Here is a 21,948-nt window from a genome sequence, read left to right as displayed (position 1 = left end):
CATCCTGTCTCGGTCGTCACGACCGAGAGGTCATCTCAGAGGCCCGAGCCGAACTCGGCCTCGCGATCGACCGGGGCCCCTTGGTGCCGTGCGTCGGAGCGCGGGGCGACGTGCGGCCCCCGCAGAACCGACTGGCCACCGCGGGCGTGCTGGGTGTGGCTCCGGAGCGGGCCGCGACGCAGCGGGGGGCCGGCCTGGGCGGCGGGCACGGAGGTCTCGTAGGGGTTGGCGGCCGGCATGGCGTCGAAGTCGTCGTCGAAGTCGTCGTACCGGCAGACGTAACCGGGCATCTTCGAGCGTTCCAGCTCCTCGGCGTAGTTGGCCAGGACCGCGGCCTGGATCTTTTCCCGGCAGCCGGAGTTGATCGGGTGCGCGATGTCGGCGTGCAGCTTGGCGCGGCCGTCGGCGTCGCGAAGGGCGCGATTCTCATCCAGGCGGGCGCCGCACTGGTTGCAGAACCGAGAGCGCAGGTGGTTCTTCGTGCCGCAGTGGTGGCAGCGGTCGGTCAGCTTGCGCGACGGCATCGCCACGAAGAAGCCCTTGGCCCCCTCGATGATCTTCAGATCACGGATGACGAACATGTCATCGAACGTGATGCTGCAGAAGGCCTGCAGGCGCTCGTTGCTGCCGGAGTTGTCCTCCATGAGCTTGATGCGCACTTCGGTGATTTCCACGGCCGTACTCCTTTACGCGGGGTGAATGTCTGGCTCAGGGACCGCATCGGACAACCCGGACCATCCCGATCCCGAGGTCGCCGAGCCGGCTGGCGGCGAGCTCTGCCGCCTCGCGGTTGCGAGCGAGGCCGAAGTAGGCCGAGCCGCTGCCGCTCATCAAGTGCCCGTCCAGGACGGACGAGCCGAGGTCGTTCAGGGCCGCTCGGACCCGGCCTAACGCCGGTTGAATCCGCTCGGCCACGGGTTGCAGCCGGTTGAACAGGCGCCTTCCCAACCGCCCCGGGTCGCCGCCCCGCAGGGCGTCGATCACCGGCGCGATCGGCTCGGGCCGATCCGGCGGGGTCAGCCCGGCGAAGGCGTCCGCGGTGCGGACCCCCACGGGCGGGCAGACCAGGATGGCGTGGAACCCAGCGATCACGTCCGGGTTGAGGTCTAGCGGTTCCACGCGCTCGCCCCGGCCGCGGCAGACGGCCACTGGGGCGTCCAGGAAGAACGGGACATCGCTGCCGATCTGACCGGCCAGCTCGCGAAGCCGGCCGGCCGGGGTGTGCAGGTCCCAGAGGCGATCCAGGGCGACCAGGGTCGCCGCGGCGTCGCTCGATCCCCCTCCCAAGCCGGCCTGGGCCGGGATGGACTTTTCCAGGGAGATCCGGGCGCCGAGCGCCTTCGACGCGTCCGGTCCGGCCGCCGCCCGAAGCACCTCGGCCGCCTTCACCACCAGATTGTCCGCGCCGGTCGGCAACGCCGGGTCGTCGCACGTCAGCGCGATCTGCCCCGAGTCGTCAACGGCGAGGGTCAAACGGTCGTGGAGATCGATGGCGACCATCAGTGTCTCGAGTTCGTGGAAGCCGTCGGGCCGCTTGCCCAACACCTCAAGGAAGAGATTCAGCTTCGCCGGGGCGAGCACTTCCACGCCCTCGGCAAGGTGACGGATGACCATTGAGGCAATACCCCGGGTGTCGTCGCGATCGATCCCGTTGGGGGCCGAACGCGATCGTCAACTGGTTCGGGAACGTCGCGCCGCCGACCGACCAGGAGGTCCCGGCCGGTCCCGCCCGATGACCAGGGACCTCGGCAGCCGGGAGCGTCGCGAAGCTCGCGAACACGCCGGCCTTCGTTCGTCCCGATCGCCGGGCCGGGCGTCTCGTCTCGCCTCGCGGTCCCGTCTCGTTCGGCGGCCGTTCTATAACGATCCCGGAAACCCCGCAATATAGAAAAAGTACAATCTCGGAAAACCGATCCAACCGGCGACGGCATTCTTTTCAAAACGGCGGATTGCGTCGGCGCCGACCCATCGCGCTCCGATCCCCGAGACCAGACCACCGCGCCACGTCCGGGTCGGTCCGATCCGTCTCAATCCTGCCCCGAGAGCAACCCGGATCCCTCGCGACGTGCCCGCCTTACGTCTCCACCATCCTGTCTGCGCTACGATCGGGGGAAACTCGGTCGCGGGCCCGGCGAACACCCAGGGACAAGCCCGAGACTCGAATCGTTTCTACACCTGCGACAGGCGCGGAGAAACACCGGAACGAATCTCCGAGAAGAACCGCTCGTACCTCGGCTCCAACGCCTCGGCATCCCAGCGGCTTGCCTCCTGGCGGGCCCGGCGGCGGTGCTCCTCGAAGAAGGCGGTGTCATCCCAGAGCCGGATGACCTCCTCGACCCACGGCGCGACTTCCTCGGCCGTCGGCAGCGTTCGCGTGCTCGGCGTCAGGCGATCGGGCAGCGGCAGGACGATGCCGGCGTCGCCGAGCGTCTCCGGGAGCCCTCCCCGATCCGAGCCGATCACCGGGATGCCGTTGATCATGGCCTCGATGGCCACCAGCGGCTGATTCTCCCACCAGAGCGACGGCATCAGGCAGACGCGGGTCTTCCCCCAGAACCGCCGGGGATCGGCCGTGTGGGCCATCAGGAAGACGTTGCCGTGGACGCGCAAATCGAGGCCGCAGGAGGCGAGCGTCCGCTCGGTCCCCCGCCCCTCGACGACGAGCAGCGGGATCTCCGGCCGCCGCTTCCCGAGTTCCTCGGCCATGCGAGCGAACGGCCAGACGCCTTTCCCCGGCGACGGATTGACGAAGGCCACGAATCGGGGATCGACCTCCCCCGCCTCGACCCGGCCACGATCGACGAGATTCGGGAGCACGAAACAGGCGATCCCCAGGGCTTCGGCGTAGTGATCGGCGGCGAACCGGGAGGGGACGCAAACCCGGTCGATGTCGGCGAACGGCTTGGGACTCGGGTAGTGGAAGTTGTGCAGCATGAAGACGGTCGCGATCCCCGAGGCCCTCGCCCTCCGGAAGACCTCCCCGGCCAGCCAACTGCCCCCGTAGCCGACGACCACGTCGGGCCGGAAGCGACGCCGGATCTCCTCGAAGAGCCGGAGGAAGTCCCGCCCTTCCTCCTCGTCGGGGTTGCGCGGCCTCGTCGTCGCGTGCAGATGCACCGTGACCGGGACGCCCCGGACGTCCAGCTTGAGGGAATCCGGTGCCTCGGCCCGGACCCCACGAGCATCGAGGGGCCACGCCCGGTCATCCCCCTGCTCCCACCCCGCGAACCGCCCGGCCATCCAGGCCCTCGGGTCGTGATCCTCATCAAGGTCGAGCATCGACCCGCTCAGCACCTCGACGCCGAACCCCCGCCGGCCCAACGCCTGCATCATCTCCCGGCTCGCGACGGCCGCGCCGTTGGAGTCGTCGAGGTAGCAGTGGTGCGAGGCGAAGAGGATGCGGCGGGTCAAGAAAAGCTCGATGCTAAGCCGAGAGACTTTACTTTTTCCGGAGGACGGATGTGGCCGCCATCAACATTATATTGTGATGCCGTCCAATTCTTGATTTTCGTCATTTTAGTAATTGATTGTAATATCTTATGATAAAAAATTTATAAGGAATCTTCGATTGAAATCGGTTTCCCAGGCGTGGATTCCACGGTCTGAGTGAGATCGCGGTAGGGTAGAAGTGCATTCGAGGAGTTATTATGACGCAGAGCGTCAGCTCGAAATTCCTTGCGAAATACTTTCCAATCGGGGTCCGGGGCCACGGGGAAGCATGGTCGAAGTGATGCCCAGCGATACTTTAAGGCGAGGCGGCGGTGCCACTCAATTTCCCAATCAAAGATCAATCGACCAGACGAATCTGTGCCTGCCATGTAACCTGATCTGCCGAGCATCCTCACCGGCGAACTACGCTCCGTGTGATAATCAGCCAACTTTGCGAACCGTTGTCGCCTAATCTCCGTCCAAGTCAGGGTCCCGGCCAAGAATACGAAAAGAATGCAGCACCGGATGCTACACTGAAAAGAAAATAAACGCATGATTGAACCCTCGTGAATTGGCAAAACAGTTCGCGAATTGAGTTTGGGTCGCAAATCGCGTAATGTCCTAGTCCAAGGGCCTCCATGGGTTTAGTTGATCATTGATGAAATTTGATGTAAAATTAACCCAGGTGGGGAAGGCGGCCATCCCGTTCGGTGTGCTTGGCTGTGAGACTTGCGTAGGGGCAGGAAGAGTGAGTGCTTCCCAGGTGCCCCCCGGCCCGGTCCTAGTCGCAGCCTGAGAGACCGACCAATCAATTTGGTTGAGAGCAACCCATACACCTGATTGCGGCTTATACATCAGGTATGTAGAAAAACTTGAAGTGAAAGCATTGCCTATCCAGTCCAAAGGAACTTGACTTTTCGGGTCGTCGAACATCATGGGAGGATCAGGTGTTCCTCCAGGCGGAGCTGCCGGGACTGGCATGGATCGTCCAGGCATCAGATGCCAACCGTACATTATATTGCCGTCATAAATGTGTAAATATGCAAGTCTGTTTAGAAAGTCGTCGTGAAGTTTGCCATCGAAATCCTCACCATTCGGAATCGATCTGTCGTTTTCAATGTATTCCTTGACTAATTTGTTGTTTTCGAAATATGCACTCTCGACGCGAGCTGATTTCACCAACTGCATGAAAATGAAGCTTCCGCCATGCTGGTGAGTCGTTGCTGTAGCTTGAAAGAAGATTGCTTGCACAAGTCCGGCGACATTATGTGTATTTGTGTCGCCGGTTGCCTGGAACCCGACTTTATCCTCCGGGACAGCAAGCGTGGTCGTAGGTCGCACCGAAGCAAACTCGACCGTCACCCATCCCTTGGCGCCATTCGCATATTGCACGTCGGCGCGAACGGTGTAATTTTTTGCCTCGGCCTTGACTACAAATGTATAGCTCGTTTGATTCTTTGCGACTCCGGTCAGGACCTCCTGCTTCTTCGCGGGGGCCGAGGTCGGCGTCCCGGACATGTAGCCCTTGATGTCCGTGCCGCCGTCCCAGGTCACGGTGGTAATCACGTAACTTGGGTTGGGGTTCCCGACCTGGAAGTACGCCACTGAGCCGACCGGAACGCCGTTCGGGACCACGAATTCTCCCGGGACCGGTTGCCCGTTCTCCATCTTCGGCGCGGCACCCCATCCCCCGCCAGATGCGAGCACCAGTTGCGGGGGCATGTCGGGCGGCGTCCCGCCCCCGCTCCCACCACTGCCCCCGCTCCCATCACTGCTTCCCCCGCCCCCACCACTGCCCCCGCTCCGTCCGGAAACCATCGCGTCGAGACCATCCCCGTCGGCCGACGACGGCGGCAGTGTCATCGGTCGAATCCCGTCGTCGTCCGCCAAGGCGACGGGTGCCGACGCTTGCGGCATCCCCGGCGCAGCAGGCGTGCTGAGGGTCGTCGGAGCAGGCACCGGGGAGACCGTCCCCGAGGCCGGCGCCACCGCGACGGGTGCGAAAGGAACTGCGAAGGACTCGAACGAGAACCTGCTGTCATCGATCCCCGAGGAATACACGATGAGGACCGCCGGGATCGTCGAGTCGATCGACATCACGGGTATCGATCGAGTCGGTTCTGCGGTGAAGGACCCCCGAGGAATTACGGTTTGATCCGGAATCACCGACCCGCGTTGTCGGATCAATTCGGCCGCTTCGGATTCGATCGGCCTGACGAGCAAGACGACTCCGCGCCCGGGTCGCGATCGATCCCCCGCCTCCTCCCCATCATCCGAGAGGGCCGGCCTCGGCCCCGTGGCCTCCGCGATCACTCCCGGGGCCGCCGTGGCGATCGGCATCGGCAGCAGGAAGACCGAGACCGGGCAGATCGCGTCGAGGGCCTCGATCAACGGTCGCGTCACGCGCCGCCGACAGCCCGAAGATCGGGGGGGGGGGGGGGAATGAAGAGGTTCATGGAGATGGGTTCCCGCTCGGTGTCCGTCCAGGAGTCAAGACGCTGAACCTTGAGCGATTGCGCACGTGAAGGAATGGCGCGCCACTGATGTGTGGGCGCAGTAGACTCCTCCCCTATCTCCGTGTCAAGGACCAATCCGGGGAATTTTCTTAAAACTATGGAAACGGAGTCACGATTGCGAGCGTCCCAGCCGTTCCGCCTGGGTGCGGATCCGCATCGCCTCGCCCTTCTTCCCCAGCCCCTCGTAACAGGCCGCAAGTCCTTCCGCCGCCTCGAAAAACGGCTTGTTCCCCGGGATCTTCCGCGGCAGCCTCCCCGAGAACGACCGGGGCAAGGCCCGCTCGACCAGCTCGAAGGCGTAGCCGAAATGCCCTCGGGCGAGCGAAAAATCCTCGTCCCACTCCAACGCGATCCGCCCCAGGGCCACATGCACCCACAGATTGTCGCCGCAGCCTTCCAGGGCGAAGCGCAGGGCGTCGCGGGCCCCTTCCGGATCCCCTTCCTTCCAGAGCGTCAGGCCCTCCTCGTAATCCGACCGCCGTTGCAGGACGCAGCGCGGGTGGACCAGCTCGTAATCCTCCGAGTCGTGGATCCGGCTGATCCCGATCATCCCCCGACGCCCCCCCTGGGGCGACCCCGGCCCTTGCCTCCGGTCTCCCCGCCCGTGTTGATCCGACATGGCTCGTCCCCCTCCTTCGCTGGATGGTGTCCCCGGCGACCGACCGACGACTCGAAAACCAGAACCCCCTCGTGTGATCTTATCCGAGCACGGCGTCCTCTCAATGGTCTAGGGTCCTCGCACCGAGGCCCCCGATTCAACAGGTCACCGCTCCGCCGAAGTGGTTGAAACTGCCATTCTGGCAGATATTGCAGTGCTAAGGCGAACGCCTTTCATCACGTCTGCTGGACATTTCTTTCTACCAGTCAACCAGTTGCGTCGACACCCATTCCCGTGGCACGCCGGCTGCGTCACATGGATTCAGGACCTGGCGCGTGCCGGATGAGTCTGCGAGCCGAGTTGCCGATCCGTTCCCTTCTCGCTGAGGAGTGTCTCGATCCATGTCGACGGCCACCCGAGAGCCCGAGCAGTTCGCCTTCCGGGCCGAGATCACCCAGCTCCTTCACCTGCTGGCCCACTCCCTCTATCAGAGCCGAGAGATCGCGCTCCGCGAGCTGATCTCGAACGCCTCCGATGCCCTCGACAAGATGCGCTACGTCGCGTTGACCGACGAGGCGCAGCGCGACGCCGCCGAGAACCTCGGGATCACCCTCGAAGGCTTTCCCGACTCCCGCGACCTGGTCGTCCGGGACAACGGCATCGGCATGACCCGCGACGAGCTGGTCGAGAACCTCGGCACGATCGCCCGCAGCGGGTCGCTCGAATTCGTCCGCAAACTCGGCGAGGCCAAGGCCGACGTCTCGCTCATCGGCCAGTTCGGCGTCGGCTTCTACTCGGCCTTCATGCTGGCCGAGCACGTCACCGTCCGCTCCCGAAGTTACCGCGACGAGCAGGGTTGGGAGTGGCGCTCCGACGGCTCCGGCCAGTTCGAGATCCGTCCGGTCGACAAATCCGACCGCGGCACCGAGATCATCCTCCACCTCAAGGACGACGTCCGCGACCTGACCCGACCCGATCGCATCGCGCAGATCGTCCGCACCTACTCCCGATTCATCCCGCACCCGATCAGCGTCGGTAGCGAGGTCGTCAACGACGTCCGCCCCATCTGGGTCGAGCCGAAGGGGCAGGTCACCGACGAGCAGCACGCACAGTTCTACCAGCACCTCGCCCACCGGGGGGACGAGGCTCCCCTCTGGCACCTGCACATCGCGGTCGATTCGCCGATCCAGTTCCGTGCCCTGCTCTACTGCCCCAGGTCGAACGTCGAGCGCCTCGGCCTCGGCCGGACCGAGCACGGCATCAACCTGCTCGCCCGCCGCGTCCTGGTGCAGAACGACTGCCGAGACCTCCTGCCCGACTCCTTCCGCTTCCTCTACGGCCTCGTCGACAGCGAGGACCTCCCCCTGAACGTCTCCCGCGAGACGCTCCAGGACAACACCGTCATCCGACGCATCCGAGGCGTCCTGGTCAAGGCCGTCCTCGACCGCCTCACCAAGCTCGCCGACGACGACCCCGACACCTTCCGCGCCTTCCACGACCAGTTCGCCCCGGTCCTCAAGGAAGGGGTCGTCTCCGAGTTCGAGCACCGCGACCGGATCGCCTCCTTGCTCCGCTTCGCCTCGACCCGGGACGAGCAAGGCAAGGACCTGACCTCCCTGAGTGCCTATGTCTCCCGGGCCCCGGGCGATCAGACCGCCATCTACTACCTCGGCGGCCCCGACCTCGCCTCGATCCGCAAGAGCCCGAACCTCGAAATCTTCCGCCGCCGCGGCGTCGAGGTCCTCCTGCTCACCGACCCGATCGACGAGTTCGTCATGGCCACCCTCGGCCGGTTCGAGGGGAAGGACCTGAAGTCGATCGACGCCGCCGATTTGGACCTGCCCGGCCCCGAGATCGAGACGCCCCCGGCCGAATCGTCCGGCACCGGCTTCCCGAGGGTCCTGGAGCTGTTCCGCGCGGCGCTCGGCGACCGCGTGGTCGACGTCCGCGAGTCGAAGCGATTGACCGACAGCCCCTGCTGCCTCGTCAACGCCTCGGGCGGCCTCAGCACCCAGATGCAGCGCATCCTCCAGCAGGCCAACCGCGACGTCCCCGCCATCGGCCGTGTCCTGGAAGTCAATCCGAACGCCCCGCTCGTCGCCCGGCTGTCCACCCTCGCGAGCAACCCGTCCAACGAGCCGTTCATCACTCTCTGCGCCTTGCAGCTCTGGTCCAACGCCCTGGCGATCGAGGGGACCCTCGTCGACCCCGAAGACATGGTCTCCCGCGTCCAGGATCTCATGGAGCAGGCCGCCGCCGCGAAGTCGTCCATCATTCAGTAATGCCCGGTTCCCCGGGCCGGCCACCGTCGGCCCTCGACGTTTTCTCAAGTAGGGTGTGTCGAGTCCTCGTCAACGCACCTCCCCCGATCCTGCTTCCCGATTCGACTGCCCTCCTATGATAAAAGGAACGTCCCTGGCCGCCGATTGACCCGAGCGCGCCGGCCGCCGAACCGGGGCCGATCCTCGCGGGCCCTCGATCGATCGCCGACGCCCCCAAACACGAAGGGTTCCGGGAAGATGCCTCGGGTTCTCTTGCTGGTCCTCGGATTGATGGCGAGCAACGTCTTCATGACGATCGCCTGGTATGCTCATCTCAAGGGGTTCAAGGAGAAGCCCTGGTTGCTCGTGGCGCTGGTGAGCTGGCTGATCGCCTTCTTCGAGTACCTGATCCACGTCCCCGCGAACCGGATCGGGCATCAGGTCCTCAACGTCGGCCAGCTCAAGATCCTCCAGGAGGTCATCACGCTCAGCGTCTTCGTCCCCTTCGCCCTGTTCTACCTCGGCGAGCCGCTCCGGTGGAATTACCTCTGGGCGGGCTTCTGTTTGCTGGGAGCGGTCTACTTTATCTTCAGGGGCTGAGGGATCGGCCCCCTCTCACTCACGAAAACGGACTCCCGGATCGAGGAGATCCCATGCTGCCGACGCTTCTCCTGCTGCTCTTGAGTTGGCCGTCCTTCAGCCTCAACCTCCCCGCGCCCCCTCTGTCCGATCCCGACGAACCCGCCCGGGTCGAGGCCCCCCGGAACGAGGCCCCTGCCCCTCGGGTCCGCGCCCGACGGATCGGCCTCCACCCCCGCCCCTCCTACCGGCCGAACGACCCGACCCGCCCCACCGTCTGCCTGATCCACGGCATCAACTCCACCTCCGGGTCGTTCGTGCACCTGGCCCCCTTGCTCGAACGAGAGGGCTACGGCGTCGTCCTCTACGACTACCCGTACAACCAGGAGCTCTCCCGGACGATCCCCGCCTTCGTCGCCTCCCTCCGCGCCTTCCGGGAGCAGCACCAGGACGCTCGCCCGTGGAGCATCCTCAGTCACTCGATGGGGGCCTTGCTCGCCCGGAGTTACGTCGAAGGTCCTCACTATGCCGACGACGTGGCCTCCCTGATCCTGATCGGTCCGCCCAACGCGGGGTCGGCCCTGGCCCCGGCGCAGGACATGATCCAGATGCTCGAGGCCCTCCGCTCCTCGATCGACCCCGAGGGCCGGACCCTGATGGTCCTCGGCGAGCGCATCGGCGCCGCCGCCAAGGACCTGGCGCCCGGCAGCCCCTTCCTCGACCGGCTCGCGCGCAACCGCCCCCGGGAGGGGGTGCCCTACTACATCCTGGCCGGCGACGTCGGCTTCCTGAACAAGGAGATTCGCCAGACGATCGAGTCGCGCTACCGGCAGATCCAGCGGCGATCGAGGTTCCTCGGCGGCCTCGCCGGCCTCGCGCTCCGCAACCTGCCCGACGTGCTCGACGTCCTGACCGAGGGGACCGGAGACGGCGCCGTCGCCGTCGCCTCGACCCGGCTTGAGGGGGCCACCGAGCACGTCGTCATCCCCGTCAATCACGTCGAGTTGATCCGAGGCCCGATCTTCTACCCCGATCCCGGCCCGGTCGCCTGCCAGCCGTTCGTCTCCCGGTGGCTCGCCGAGTCGCTGCCGATCCCGACCCTCGCCGAGGCCGAGGCCGCCCCGCCGGCGGTCGACGCAACCGTCGCCGTCGGCGGCGACGGCTCCTGATCGCTTCCCGTTCGGCCCCTCCCGGACGTGTCTTCGGCCCCGAGCATCGACTGACGGAGCCCCCTCCTGCACCATTTCCCGCAGGAGGGGGCTCTCCCCTCGATCCGGATCTCCAGGGCCGCCCCATGTCCAAGGCCGGGTCAATCACCCGGCCGGACATTCCCCTCGATCGGCCCTTCGGGCGGGTTGACGTCCTGGTCGTGGTGCGCCGCCGCTTCTTCCTCCGCCTTCAGGCGCTCGACCGACCGATTGAACCGCCGGGCGATGAACAGGAAGGCCAACGACACCGGGATCATCATCGCCGCCATCAGGAGGAAGAAGACGTACGCCGGCATCTTCGGGTACTGCGGCGTGATCACCGCGTTGAGCTGGTTGGCGAAGAAGACGGTCAGCAGGAAGCATCCCGTGATGAATCCCTTCATCGTCTTCGGCGCCGCCGTGAAGGCCAGCTCCAGGCCGACGACCGAGATGCACAGCTCGGCCACCGTCACGATCACATACGCCAAAATCTGCCAGATCACCGACGGCTTGGGCAGCTCGATCGCCCCGGGGTACCGCTGCGTCACCGCCTCGACCAGCTCCGGGCCGCCGACCGCCGGGCTGACGATCGCCGGATACCGCTCCTTCAACGCCGCCACGATCGGCCCCGACTGGCCGGCCGTCAATTCCTCGGCGCCGACGACGGCGAGCCTCGGCGTCTCCGTCCCGAAGTCCAGCCCCGCCACCTCCTCGGCGGAACGGACCCGTACAACCGTGTTGATCAGGTTCGGCCGCATCTCGACCCTCACGGCGACCCCCGGCTGGTCCTCCAGGGGCACCTCGCGTCGGCTGGTCGACAGGCGGCGGAGCTGCTCGCTGACGACGCGTTGCGCGTTGTCGCTCAGGGTCACGAAGTGGTACCCATCCGCGAGATAGCTCGCGTAGATCCCCTCCGGCGACAGCGGGAGCTGCCGCACGTACACCACCTTCTCGGGGTCGTCCAGCTCCAGGTGCTCCACGTCGCTCACCGTGTGCACGATCGAGTAGCCCGCCCCCCGCCCGGCGATCTCGGCCACCTCGGGGGTCGCCTCGTCGTCGAAGAGGATGAAGTGGGCCCCCTCCTGAGACAGGCGGTCGATCGTCTGGTGCGCCATCCAGGCCGGCGCCGCCATCATCGCCATGCTCAGGGCCGTGAACACGAAGCCGACGAGCATCTTGTCCGTCGCCCGCAGGGGATGACCCCACGCGGCGAACCCGCGCCAGGCCAACGTCACGATCGGCAACAGCGCCAGCACGAAGACCGGGTTGAACGCCTGCACGGCGTCGGGGGCGAGCGTCACCCCGAACAGGTTCAGGTCGAGCAGGTCGCGGGCGAAGAAGGTCCAGGTGCTCGCCTGCTGGTCGAAGATGCTCCAGAAGAAGCAGATGACGAAGAACAGGCCGAAGATGCGCCGGATCACCTGCCGGCGCTGCTGCTTCTCCTCCGGGCTCGGGGGCGTCCGGTCGATCACCTCCACCGCGTAGTGCTTCTTCCCGGCCGCGAAGAAGATGAACGCGACGGCCATCAAGACCGCCGGGAAGAGGAACGCGATCGCATAGCCGTATCGGTCGCGCAGGAACGGCAGCATGAACGTCGAGGCCGCCGACCCGATGTTGATGGCCGCGTAATACATGGCGAAGGCGTCGCTGCGCAACTGCTCCTCGCCCGGCCGCTTCTGGTCGTAGGTCAGGCCCATCAGGGTCGAGATGTTCGGCTTGATCACGCCGCTCCCCATCGCCAGCAACGCCAGCGCGATGATGAGGAACGGCACGCTCTCGACCCCGAGGATCACGTGGCCCAGGATATAAGGGACCGAGAATCCGACGATCGTCCAGTACTTGCCGAAGTAGTTGTCGGCGATGTACCCCCCGACGAGCGGCAGGAAGTAGGCCGCGGCGATGAACTGGCTCATCGCGAAGCTGGCCATCTGGTCCCCCAGGCCGAGCTGCGTCGACATGTACAGCAGGAGGATCGCCCTCATGCCGTAGTAGCTGCTCCGCTCGGCCAGCTCTCCCCAGAAGATGAACCAGAACCCCTTCGGATGGTGGCCCAGGTAGCCGAGGATCCCTCGGCGCGAGGCCCCGCTCGCGTCTGCCGCACTGCTCATCGCGTTCTTGCTCCGTGGGATCGGATCGGGCCCGACCGCGCCGACGCATCGGGGCACGCGCCACCGGCTCGCGCCCCGGGGAATCTCGCCTGGGGCCCGTCTCGGGGAGAGGGAGAGGGACGAGCCGGCCGCCGACGGGGAGGCCCGGGGGTCGATCGACGCGGACATCCTGCCAGATCATCCGGCCGATTGCCAGGCGTCGTCGACCCCCGGGGGCTTGCGCCGACGCCCCGAATCGTGTACGCTGCCTGTCAAACTCGCCCCGGCCCCGCGTCCCGGTTCCCGGGACGCCCCGCGATTCTCAGGCGTCGAGTGACTGTACCGGCCTCAATTCCCGATACTTATGGATGAATGGACGGCCAGACGAGGCGTTTCGAGCCGGTCGATCGCCTCGCGATGACCCTCCGTGATTCGTTCCCCTTGATCGGCATTCCAACGCCCCCCAATCTCTCGAAACGAATAACTCGAAATGCTCTAACCCATTGAAAATTAATCCGTTCCGCCCGGATGGCCTGGCGCACCGGCGGCGCACCAGGCCGAAACCATGCCACCGACCCCGGCCGCCTCACCGTGTCTCGCATCCGTGTTCGCCGAAACGAATGCCCTGAAATGCCGGAACATCCCTCCGGACAACCTGTTCCGTCCTCGCCTCGCGGCGCACCGACGAGCGCACCCAGGGTGCACCGGACCGTAACGACACGCCCCGCGTTCCTGGCGTCCGGTCCCCGAAACGAACACCTGCCATTGCCACAAGTGATTCCCTCGTTCTCGTTTCCGTCATTGCCGCCCGGCGCACCGAACGGCGCACCGCCCCGCGCACCCGATTGAGGATCGACCCCCGATGAGCCGACTCGTCCCGCTCCTGCTCCTGGTCGCCCTGGCCTTCACCGGCCGCCTGCTCGCCGCCGCCGGCGGCCGGCCGATGACGGTCGATGACTTGCTGGCCGTCAAGAGTGTCGCCGATCCCCAGGTCTCCCCCGACGGGACACGGGTCGTCTACGTCGTCTCCGAGGTCGATCGCGAGGCCGGCCGGTCGAACAGCTCCCTCTGGCTCGTCCCGGTGGCCGGCGGCGAACCCAAGCAGCTCACCACCGCCAAGGGGTCGAACGCCCACCCCCGCTGGAGTCCCGACGGCACGTCGATCGCCTTCGTCTCCTCCCGGGGCGGATCCAGCCAGGTCTGGCTCCTCCCCCTCGACGGCGGCGAGGCCCGCCAACTGACCGACCTGCCGATCGACGTCGACGGCCCCGTCTGGTCCCCGACCGGCGACCACCTGGCCGTCGTCGCCCACGTCTATCCCGGCCTCTCTCCTGAGGAAACGGCCAAGAAGGACAAGGAAAAGGGCGAGGTGAAGACCTCCGCCCAAACCTACGATCACCTGATGGTCCGCCACTGGATGTCCTGGGACGAGGGCAAGCGCAGCCACCTGTTCGTCGTCGATGCCAAGACCGGCGAGGCCCGCGACCTGACCCCCGACCTTCCGGTCAACGTCCCCCCCGCCCCCTTCGGCGGCTCGACCGACTACGCCTTCTCAAGCGACGGCAAGACCCTCGCCTTCACCGCCGAGCCGCTCGAAAACCGCCCCTGGTCCACGAACTCCGACCTCTGGACCGTCCCCGTCGAGGGGGGCGAGCTGACGAACCTGACCGCCGCCAACCCCGCGGCCGACGCCCACCCCTCCTTCTCCCCCGACGGGAAGTGGTTCGCCTACCTCAGCCAGGAGCGCGCCGGGTTCGAGGCCGATCAGTGGGTCCTGAGCGTCATCCCGGCCGAGGAACTGGGCACCGTGCAGCCGATCCCGTTGACGAGCGTGATCGACCGCCCCGTCTCCTCCTTCTCCTGGGACCGCGACCGCCCCGCCCTGCTGGCGATCATCGACGACGGCGGCGACAGCATCGTCTACGAGGTGCCCGCCCTCGCCCGGATGGCCCCCCGGGCGATCCTCACCGGCGACGGCTCCTACGGCGACGCCCAGCGCGCCGCCGACGGCGTGATCGTCTTCACCCGGTCCTCCGCCGCCCGCCCGGCCGAGCTTTGGGCCGACCCCACCGGCCCCGACAACTTCCGCCCACTCACGACGCACAACGACGCCCTCATCGAACCCCTCGACCTCCCCGCAGCCGAGTCATTCACCTTCGCCGGGGCCGACGGAGACGAGGTCCAGGGCTGGCTCGTCCGGCCCCCCGGCCTGGAGGAAGGGAAGAAGGTCCCCGTCCTGTTCCTGATCCACGGCGGCCCCCAGGGATCGTGGCACGACAGCTGGCACGCCCGGTGGAACCTCGCCCTGTTTGCCGCCCCCGGCTATGCCGTCGTCGCGGTCAACCCGCGCGGATCGACCGGCTTCGGCCAGGAGTTCACCGACCAGATCAGCACCGACTGGAGCGGCCGGGTCTACGAGGACCTGATGAAGGGGCTCGATTACGCCCTCGAGACCTACGACTTCCTCGACGCCGACCGCATCGCCGCCGCCGGCGGCTCCTACGGCGGCTACATGGTCAACTGGATCGCCGGCCATTCCGACCGCTTCAAGGCCCTCATCTCCCACGCCGGCGTCTTCGACCTGCACAGCATGTACTTCACCACCGAGGAACTCTGGTTCCCCGAGTGGGAATTCGGCGGCCCCCCCTGGGAGAACCCCGAGGCGTACCAGGTCCACTCCCCCAGCAACTTCGTCGAGCACTTCCAGACCCCCACCCTCGTCATCCACGGCGCGCTCGACTTCCGCGTGCCCGACGCCCAGGGGCTCGGCATGTTCACCGCGTTGCAGCGCCGAGGGGTCCCCAGCCGCTACCTCTTCTTCCCCGACGAAGGGCACTGGATCGCCAAGCCCGCCAACCGGGTGACCTGGTGGGACGAGATTCACCGGTGGCTGGCGAAGTACCTCGACGATCCCTCCTGATCGGGGAGGGGGCCCGATTCGATCGGCCCGGAGATCGTCCCCCGCGGCCGACGGCCGGGTCCGTCCCCCCGGGCCGCTCGCCAGGGCCGACGTTGTTGACGCCCGGGTCATGACGTACAGTCTCCCCAGATGATTCACCACCCATGGATTCGACACCGATACACCCCGATGACATCTCCACTCATTGAGAATCCCGTCTTCCTCGTCGGCTCCGAGCGCAGCGGCAGCACCATGCTCCGCCTGATGCTGCAACACCATCCCCTGATCGCCTTCGGGTCCGAATTCGAGTTCATCGTCACGCCCGTCTCCGACGCGAAGGACGCCGGCTGGCCCGACCTCGGCGAGGTCCGCAAGGCGCTCGAACTCAACCGCATCTTCCTGAAGTACAAGCTCGACATCGACCCCGCGCTGTCCTACCCGGAACTCGTCCGGAGCTTCCTCGCCCAGATCCTGGCCCGCAAGCCGGGCAACCCTCAGGTCCTGGGCGCGACGATCCATTACGACTACCACCGCCTGCCGAGGCTCTGGCCCGACGCCCGATACATCCACCTCCTGCGCGACCCCCGCGACGTCGCCCGGTCGGTCATCGGCATGGGATGGGCCGGCAACGTCTGGAACGCGTCGAAAGTCTGGATCAAGGCCGAGCAGCAATGGGACGACCTCCGCTCTCAGATCGACCCCTCGCGATACACCGAGATCCGGTTCGAGGACCTCACCGCCAACCCCACCGAGGAGCTGACCCGGCTTTGCTCCTTCCTCGGCATCCCTTATGATGCGAGCATGCTCAGCTATCCCGAGCATTCGACCTACGACGCCCCCGACCCGAAGCTCATGTATCAATGGAAGCGGAAGCTCTCCGAACGCGAGGTGCAGCTCGTCGAGTCTCGCCTGGGTGACGTGATGGAATCCCGCGGCTACCCCCTCAGCGGCCTGCCCCGCATCGCGGTCGACGCCGCCGAGCAGAAGCGCCTCGACCGCCAGAATTACTGGTTCAAGGTGCAGCACCGCGTGAAATTCATGGGCCTCCCCCTGTTCACGGCCGACTACCTCGCGCGCCGGATCGCCCCTCGGCCGGTCCGGCGGATGGTGCAGCGCCGCGTGGATGCGCTGGTCAACGCCAACCTGAAATAACACCTTCAAAAGATCCATCATCCCCCATCCTCGCAGAGACGACCCCGGCCGATCCGACTCGATCGGTCGGTCGGTCGGTCCGATCCCAGGGAGCCTGGCGCACTCATGGCAGATTCTGTGCAACGACGGGCGATCACCGAGGTCGCCCGTGATCTCGGCATCGGCGATTCCGCGCTCGAACCGTATGGCCGGGACAAGGCCAAGGTCCGGCTCGACGCCCTGACGGACGCCCGGCAACGGCGGAGCGACGGGAAGCTGATCCTCGTCTCGGCCATCACCCCGACCCCGGCCGGCGAGGGGAAGACGACCACCTCGATCGGCCTGGCCCAGGGGCTCCGCCGGATCGGCAAAAACGCCTGCCTCGCCCTCCGGCAGCCCTCGATGGGGCCCGTCTTCGGCCGCAAAGGCGGGGCCACCGGCGGCGGGGCCAGCACGGTCGAGCCCTCGAACGTCATCAACCTCCAGTTCACCGGCGACTTCCACGCCATCACCGCCGCCCACAACCTCCTGGCCGCGGCGATGGACAATCAGCTCCACTTCGGCCAGACCGAACTCGACCCGCGCCGAGTCCTCTGGAAGCGGGCGATGGACATGAACGACCGCTCCTTGCGGCGGGTCGTCCTCGGCCTCGGCGGCCCCGGCCAGGGCGTCCCGCGCGAGTCGGGGTTCGACATCACGGCCGCCAGCGAGGTCATGGCCATCCTCTGCCTCGCCGAGTCGTACGACGATTTACGGGCCCGGCTCGACCGCATCCTCCTCGGCTACGATCGCCAGGGAGAGCCGATTCTCGCCTCCTCGACCGGCGTGACCGGCTCGATGGTGGCGATCCTGAACGAAGCCCTGATGCCGAACCTCGTGCAGTCGGCCGAGGGGTCCCCCGCCTTCGTCCACGGCGGTCCGTTCGCCAACATCGCCCACGGCTGCAACTCGGTCCTCGCCACCCGGATGGCCCTGGCGCACGCCGACTACGCCGTCACCGAGGCCGGCTTCGCCTTCGACCTCGGGGCCGAGAAGTTCTTCGACATCAAGTGCCGATCGGCCGGCCTGAACCCCTCGGCGGTCGTCATCGTCGCCACCGTCCGCGCCCTGAAGATGCACGGCGGCGTGAAGCTCGACGACCTGACCCACCCCGACCCCTCGGCCGTCGAGCGCGGCCTGGAGAACCTGGCCGCCCACCTCGACGCCGCCAAACAGTTCGACAAGCCGGTCGTCGTGGCCATCAATCAGCGTCGCGAGGATACGGATGGGGAGCTGAACGTCATCCACGCCTTCTGCGAAGGGCTCGGGATCCCCTGCGCCACCGCCGACGTCTTCGGCCGGGGCGGCGCCGGCTCCACCCACCTCGCCGAGCTGGTCGTCGCCACGGCCGACCGCCCGCTCACCCCCTATCGGCCGCTCTACGAGCTGGACCAGGCCCCCGAGGCGAAGATCGAGACCATCGCCCGCAAGGTCTACGGCGCCGACGGCATCACCCTCACCGCCGAGGCCCAGGCGAAGCTCCGCAAGGCCGAGCGCCTCGGCTTCGGCTCCTTGCCGATCTGCATGGCCAAGACCCAGGACTCGCTCTCCGACAATCCGAAGCTCCGCGGCCGACCCCGAGGCTTCACGATCACCGTCCGCGACATCGAGATCGCCGCCGGGGCCGGGTTCCTCGTCGCCCTGACCGGCGAGATCGTCCGGATGCCCGGGCTCCCGCGCCAGCCGGCCGCGCTGCGGATCGACGTCGACGCGACCGGCACGATCACCGGGCTCTCATGACCGTCTCGGGGGATCTCACCGTTTCGTGACCGTCATGACCGACTCGTCCATCGCGGCGGCGATCGCCCGGTCGAGCCTCATCAGCTTGTCTCCGGTCGCCCCCGTCTCGCGGTGGACGACGTTCCCGTCGCGGTCGAGAAGGATCAAAGTCGGGAAGTACTGCACCCCCATTGCCCCGGCCACCGGGCACGGCTGGTCGGTCGGGGCGAGCAGGATCGGGTAGTTCAGGCCCAGCCGCCTCGAAAGCCGCGAGAGCGACCTCGGCCCCCCTTCGCCGTTCCGCTGCGAGGCGATCGAGACCACCCGCAGCCGACGGGGGCCGAACTGGCGCTGGAGGTCCGCCAGGTGGGGCATCGCCGCCACGCAGGGGTCGCACCAGGTCCCCCAGAAGCAGAGCAAGACGTAGTCCGACTCCGCCTCCGACAACTGGAACCGCCGGCCGTTGAGGTCGGGCAGGACGAAGTCCTCCAGCCGATTCCGCTCGGCGTCGAACCGGACGGCGGGTTCGATGGCCGGGCCGTCGTCCGCCGGGTCCTGCTCCCTCGACACCCACTTCAACAGCCCTCGCGACCAGCGTCCCGGGCCGCCCGCGTCCGACTCGCCCTCCTCCGTCGATCCCTCGCCATCGCCCTGCGGGCCCCCCGCGTCGAGCGGGCCGGGAGGCGGCAGATCCGACCACCGGAACGACGGAACCTCCTCGGCGGCCATCGCCTCCGGATTCCCCGGCTGCACCGGCCCCGATTCCACCGATGCCGGCCAATCCCCCCGCTCGTCCTCGACGAGGTCACCCGGCCCGGGCCCCGGCCCAGCCGGGTCGAGGCCGCCGGCGGTCGCATCGGCCCCGTCAACATTGCCTGCGTCCGAGCCGTCGGCGATGGGGGGAAGCGCCTCGGGCTCCAGCGGGCTGGGGAAATCGGGCTCCGGCCCGTCGGTGACCAGCGACGGCTCGGCCTCAATGGGCGATTCGTCCGGGGTCGCGGCCACCTCCTCGGGAGCCGGACGCTCGATCGCGGTCGGTCGGTCGTCCGGTTCGAGGGGGGCGGTCGTCCTCGGCGCGGGGTCGGGCAATCGCATCGACCCCGGTTGCATCCCGAACGGGCCCGCCGCGGGGGCTTCGGCCGCCGGGTCGTCTCGAAGGTCCTCGGTCTCGGGAGGGGTGTCGGTCATGAGCAAGGGCGGGTCGAGCGGCTCGCGATCCCGGTCCATCGCCGGCTCGAATCGGCGGACCGGGGGCACGGCGTCGCTCGTCGCCCGGGGCGGACCGCCCGCCATCGGCCTCGCGGCCCTCGGTTCCGGCGCCGCGTCCGGGCCCGGCGTCCGGGTCTGGGGTTCCCGCGGCCCCGGCCCGATCGGCCTCGGCTCGTCCGGCCCCGGCCCGGTCGCCCCCACCATCGGCAGGGGGAAGTCGTTCGGATCCAGGTCCGAGGCCTCCTGGATCGCCTCGAGGCGACGCCGGAGGGGGTCGGATTCCCCGCTCGAAGGGGCGATGTCCGGGTCCACCTTGGCCGGCCCAATGCCCGAGGGGCGTTCGATCCCCCGCCCCGCATCGAGCGGTCGCGGGCCTCCGGCGTTCGCCTCCTCCGGTCCGGTCGGTTCGAGCGCCGTCCGGTTGACCGAATCGAAGGGGATCCAGCCCACTCGGTCCCGTCCCGAGCCTCGATCGTCCGGCCTGGGAGCGGCCGGCGGATCCCCGGGCCGATCGCCGAGCAGCGAGATCCGTTCCGGCTCGCGATCGTCTCGGTTGAACGAGGCCGCCCGAGACGACTCCGCGCCGGCGTTCGAGGCGAACACCGGGCGGCCCGAGCCCTCGACCGAGGCCACCTCGATCCGGACCTCCTCCGACGGGCTCGACACCGACGACCGGCCGAGCAGGTACTCTCGGCCGTCGTCCCACTCGGCGATCAGCGTGTACTGCTCTCCCGGGCGGAGGCCCTTGAGCAGGAACTGGCCCGACCGGTTCGTCGTCCCGACGACCTCGCGGCCCCCGGGGGTGCCATCGACGGCGAGCCGCACCCGGGCGTTCGCCACCGGGACCCCGCGGTCATCGACCACCTGGCCGATCACCTTGCTCGGCTCCTCGCCGCCGCCCGGCGGGTCGACCCGGCTCGAGATCGTCGACGGGGCCCCGTCCCGGATCGCCAGGCGATCGGGACCGAGCCCGATCCCGGCAATGGTCCTGACATCCGGCCCCCGACCGAACCCCCCCCTGGGGAGGTTCCGGCAACCGGTCAGGCCGACCACCAGCAGCGCGGTCGCGATGATGCATCCGACCTGTCGCGTCTGCAAGGACTCTCCTCCGTCCCCCCGACCCGCCCCGCCCGACGACCGGGCGGCCCGGAAGGCCCTCCTGCGATCAAGGCGGAACGATCCCGACCCGAGGCCGGGCCGTTCGCCTCGTGCTCCTTCATCCGAACATCGGCAATGGGCGGGCGGGACTTGAGCCGATTATGCCCATCAGGGCGATCAATCCGCCTCGGGGTCGCCGCCCTCGGCCTGCCGGTGCCTCGCGTCGAGGATCAAGGACCGGATCCGGCCGGCGTCCGCGGCCTGCCCGTCCTGCTCCAGGTAGGCCGAGAGCTGCTCGATCCCGTCCTCCAGCCGATCGATCCCCAATGCGACGATCCCAAGATCGCGGCGATGCTCCCCTTCGCCCGGTTCGAGGGCCGCCAGGCGTCTCAGGACGTGGAAGGCCGGCGCGGCCTCCCCGCCCTGCAGGTGGATGGCGCGGAGGTTCCTGAGCATCCGGGCCACGATCGCGGCCGGGGTCATCGGCAGGAACTGCTCGTCGGCCAGCTCGACGGGCCTGCCGATGCGAGACGCGATCAGCTCGCGGCAGGCGTCGCGGTCCAGGAGCCGGCCGCCGTGGAAGGGGTCGATGAAGATCGGCCCGGCGGGCGCGTGGTCGGCCCTGAGCACGAAATGGGCGGGCAGGTTCACCCCGTGCAGGCTCAATCCCAGCCGCTCGGCCACGGCCCGGTAGACCAGGCCCATCGAGATCGGGATCCCGGTCCGGCGCTCGAGCACCTCGTTGAGATAACTGTTGCTCGGGTCGAAGTAGTCCTCCTCGTTCCCCGAGAATCCCTCCTCGACGTACAGGACCCAGTTGATCTGATGGAGCACAGCCAGGGTGGGGGCCTCGTTCGAGACACGCAGCCGGGCCCGGGCCGCCAGGTCGTCGAGCCGCCGGAGCCAGGGGGCGAATTCCAGCCCCGGGCGGGCGTCGCGGGCGATTTCGAGCGCGATCCGCGTGAGATCCGCCCGGGGATCCCCCTGCAGGAGTCGGAGGAATTCGGGGCTGTCCGGGAACGAATAGGTCACACTCGGCCTTCGCTGATCGGTTGGGCGTCTCGGCCGCCCGCCGGCCGCGGGCGACCTCGGAATACGCGGGGCGGCATCGGTCCCGACGATCGTACCACGGGCGGCCGACCTCGACCAATCGTCCGGGCCTCATGCGAAGCGCTCTTGCCCAAACCCATGCGGGA

General features: G+C 67.6%; 14 protein-coding genes. 6 read left to right on the top strand and 8 right to left on the bottom strand.

Translation table 11 applies throughout. The features are described from left to right. Positions 1-35: 35 nt before the first annotated feature. From AB1L88_RS06325 to AB1L88_RS06305, 5 genes are all read right to left on the bottom strand, one after another. Positions 36-674 (bottom strand): SpoVG family protein, encoded by a 639-nt coding sequence (locus AB1L88_RS06325; protein ID WP_367095790.1) that lies wholly within the window; start codon positions 672-674, stop codon positions 36-38. A gap of 34 nt (positions 675-708) precedes the next feature. Then, the gene (ispE, locus tag AB1L88_RS06320) at positions 709-1,614 is read right to left on the bottom strand and encodes a 4-(cytidine 5'-diphospho)-2-C-methyl-D-erythritol kinase (RefSeq protein ID WP_367095789.1); all 906 of its coding nucleotides are present in this window, start codon (positions 1,612-1,614) and stop codon (positions 709-711) included. Positions 1,615-2,169: 555 nt separating this feature from the next. Continuing rightward, complete coding sequence (locus AB1L88_RS06315) at positions 2,170-3,411, bottom strand: glycosyltransferase (protein WP_367095788.1); 1,242 nt, start codon at positions 3,409-3,411, stop codon at positions 2,170-2,172. Between the two features lie 639 nt (positions 3,412-4,050). Further along, positions 4,051-5,151, bottom strand: a complete 1,101-nt coding sequence (locus AB1L88_RS06310; RefSeq protein WP_367095787.1) for a hypothetical protein — start codon at positions 5,149-5,151, stop codon at positions 4,051-4,053. Between the two features lie 903 nt (positions 5,152-6,054). Beyond that, on the bottom strand, positions 6,055-6,564 hold the full coding sequence (locus tag AB1L88_RS06305) for a hypothetical protein (protein WP_367095786.1): 510 nt from the start codon (positions 6,562-6,564) through the stop codon (positions 6,055-6,057). A gap of 380 nt (positions 6,565-6,944) precedes the next feature. On the opposite strand from AB1L88_RS06305, the gene htpG reads away from it, so the two are divergent. The 3 genes from htpG to AB1L88_RS06290 all read left to right on the top strand — a co-directional run bounded on the left by htpG (position 6,945) and on the right by AB1L88_RS06290 (position 10,552). After that, positions 6,945-8,825, top strand: a complete 1,881-nt coding sequence (htpG, locus tag AB1L88_RS06300) for a molecular chaperone HtpG (RefSeq protein ID WP_367095785.1) — start codon at positions 6,945-6,947, stop codon at positions 8,823-8,825. 237 nt (positions 8,826-9,062) lie between these two features. After that, positions 9,063-9,404 (top strand): DMT family protein, encoded by a 342-nt coding sequence (locus AB1L88_RS06295; RefSeq protein WP_367095784.1) that lies wholly within the window; start codon positions 9,063-9,065, stop codon positions 9,402-9,404. Between the two features lie 53 nt (positions 9,405-9,457). After that, positions 9,458-10,552, top strand: coding sequence for an alpha/beta fold hydrolase (locus AB1L88_RS06290; RefSeq protein WP_367095783.1), 1,095 nt, complete (start codon positions 9,458-9,460; stop codon positions 10,550-10,552). Between the two features lie 140 nt (positions 10,553-10,692). On the opposite strand, the gene AB1L88_RS06285 is transcribed toward AB1L88_RS06290, so the two are convergent. Continuing rightward, a complete protein-coding gene (locus tag AB1L88_RS06285; RefSeq protein ID WP_367095782.1) occupies positions 10,693-12,678 on the bottom strand; it encodes an oligopeptide:H+ symporter in 1,986 nt (661 codons plus the stop codon). A gap of 841 nt (positions 12,679-13,519) precedes the next feature. Between AB1L88_RS06285 and AB1L88_RS06280 the strand changes: the two genes are divergently transcribed. From AB1L88_RS06280 to AB1L88_RS06270, 3 genes are all read left to right on the top strand, one after another. Further along, on the top strand, positions 13,520-15,577 hold the full coding sequence (locus AB1L88_RS06280) for a S9 family peptidase (RefSeq protein WP_367095781.1): 2,058 nt from the start codon (positions 13,520-13,522) through the stop codon (positions 15,575-15,577). Between the two features lie 168 nt (positions 15,578-15,745). Beyond that, positions 15,746-16,708, top strand: coding sequence for a sulfotransferase (locus AB1L88_RS06275; RefSeq protein ID WP_367095780.1), 963 nt, complete (start codon positions 15,746-15,748; stop codon positions 16,706-16,708). Between the two features lie 105 nt (positions 16,709-16,813). Further along, positions 16,814-18,466 carry a formate--tetrahydrofolate ligase gene (locus AB1L88_RS06270; protein ID WP_367095779.1) on the top strand — a complete coding sequence of 551 codons (1,653 nt, stop codon included), beginning with the start codon at positions 16,814-16,816 and terminating at the stop codon, positions 18,464-18,466. Between the two features lie 15 nt (positions 18,467-18,481). Here AB1L88_RS06270 and AB1L88_RS06265 read toward each other — a convergent pair whose 3' ends face one another. Beyond that, positions 18,482-20,752 (bottom strand): redoxin domain-containing protein, encoded by a 2,271-nt coding sequence (locus AB1L88_RS06265; protein WP_367095778.1) that lies wholly within the window; start codon positions 20,750-20,752, stop codon positions 18,482-18,484. Between the two features lie 177 nt (positions 20,753-20,929). Then, positions 20,930-21,784 (bottom strand): transglutaminase-like domain-containing protein, encoded by an 855-nt coding sequence (locus AB1L88_RS06260; protein ID WP_367095777.1) that lies wholly within the window; start codon positions 21,782-21,784, stop codon positions 20,930-20,932. Between the last annotated feature and the right edge of the window lie 164 nt (positions 21,785-21,948).

Source organism: Tautonia sp. JC769 (assembly GCF_040717455.1).
Classification (GTDB): domain Bacteria; phylum Planctomycetota; class Planctomycetia; order Isosphaerales; family Isosphaeraceae; genus Tautonia.
Note: the sequence above shows the minus strand (reverse complement) of the source record. Positions and strands in the feature narration are given on the sequence as shown.

What these genes read in the sequence shown, in the direction of transcription:
- ispE (WP_367095789.1), bottom strand. Translation starts at nt 1,614, where the DNA reads ATGGTCATCCGTCACCTTGCCGAGGGCGTGGAAGTGCTCGCCCCGGCG.
- AB1L88_RS06310 (WP_367095787.1), bottom strand. Translation starts at nt 5,151, where the DNA reads ATGCCCCCGCAACTGGTGCTCGCATCTGGCGGGGGATGGGGTGCCGCG.
- AB1L88_RS06305 (WP_367095786.1), bottom strand. Translation starts at nt 6,564, where the DNA reads ATGTCGGATCAACACGGGCGGGGAGACCGGAGGCAAGGGCCGGGGTCG.
- htpG (WP_367095785.1), top strand. Translation starts at nt 6,945, where the DNA reads ATGTCGACGGCCACCCGAGAGCCCGAGCAGTTCGCCTTCCGGGCCGAG.
- AB1L88_RS06295 (WP_367095784.1), top strand. Translation starts at nt 9,063, where the DNA reads ATGCCTCGGGTTCTCTTGCTGGTCCTCGGATTGATGGCGAGCAACGTC.
- AB1L88_RS06290 (WP_367095783.1), top strand. Translation starts at nt 9,458, where the DNA reads ATGCTGCCGACGCTTCTCCTGCTGCTCTTGAGTTGGCCGTCCTTCAGC.
- AB1L88_RS06285 (WP_367095782.1), bottom strand. Translation starts at nt 12,678, where the DNA reads ATGAGCAGTGCGGCAGACGCGAGCGGGGCCTCGCGCCGAGGGATCCTC.
- AB1L88_RS06280 (WP_367095781.1), top strand. Translation starts at nt 13,520, where the DNA reads ATGAGCCGACTCGTCCCGCTCCTGCTCCTGGTCGCCCTGGCCTTCACC.
- AB1L88_RS06275 (WP_367095780.1), top strand. Translation starts at nt 15,746, where the DNA reads ATGACATCTCCACTCATTGAGAATCCCGTCTTCCTCGTCGGCTCCGAG.
- AB1L88_RS06270 (WP_367095779.1), top strand. Translation starts at nt 16,814, where the DNA reads ATGGCAGATTCTGTGCAACGACGGGCGATCACCGAGGTCGCCCGTGAT.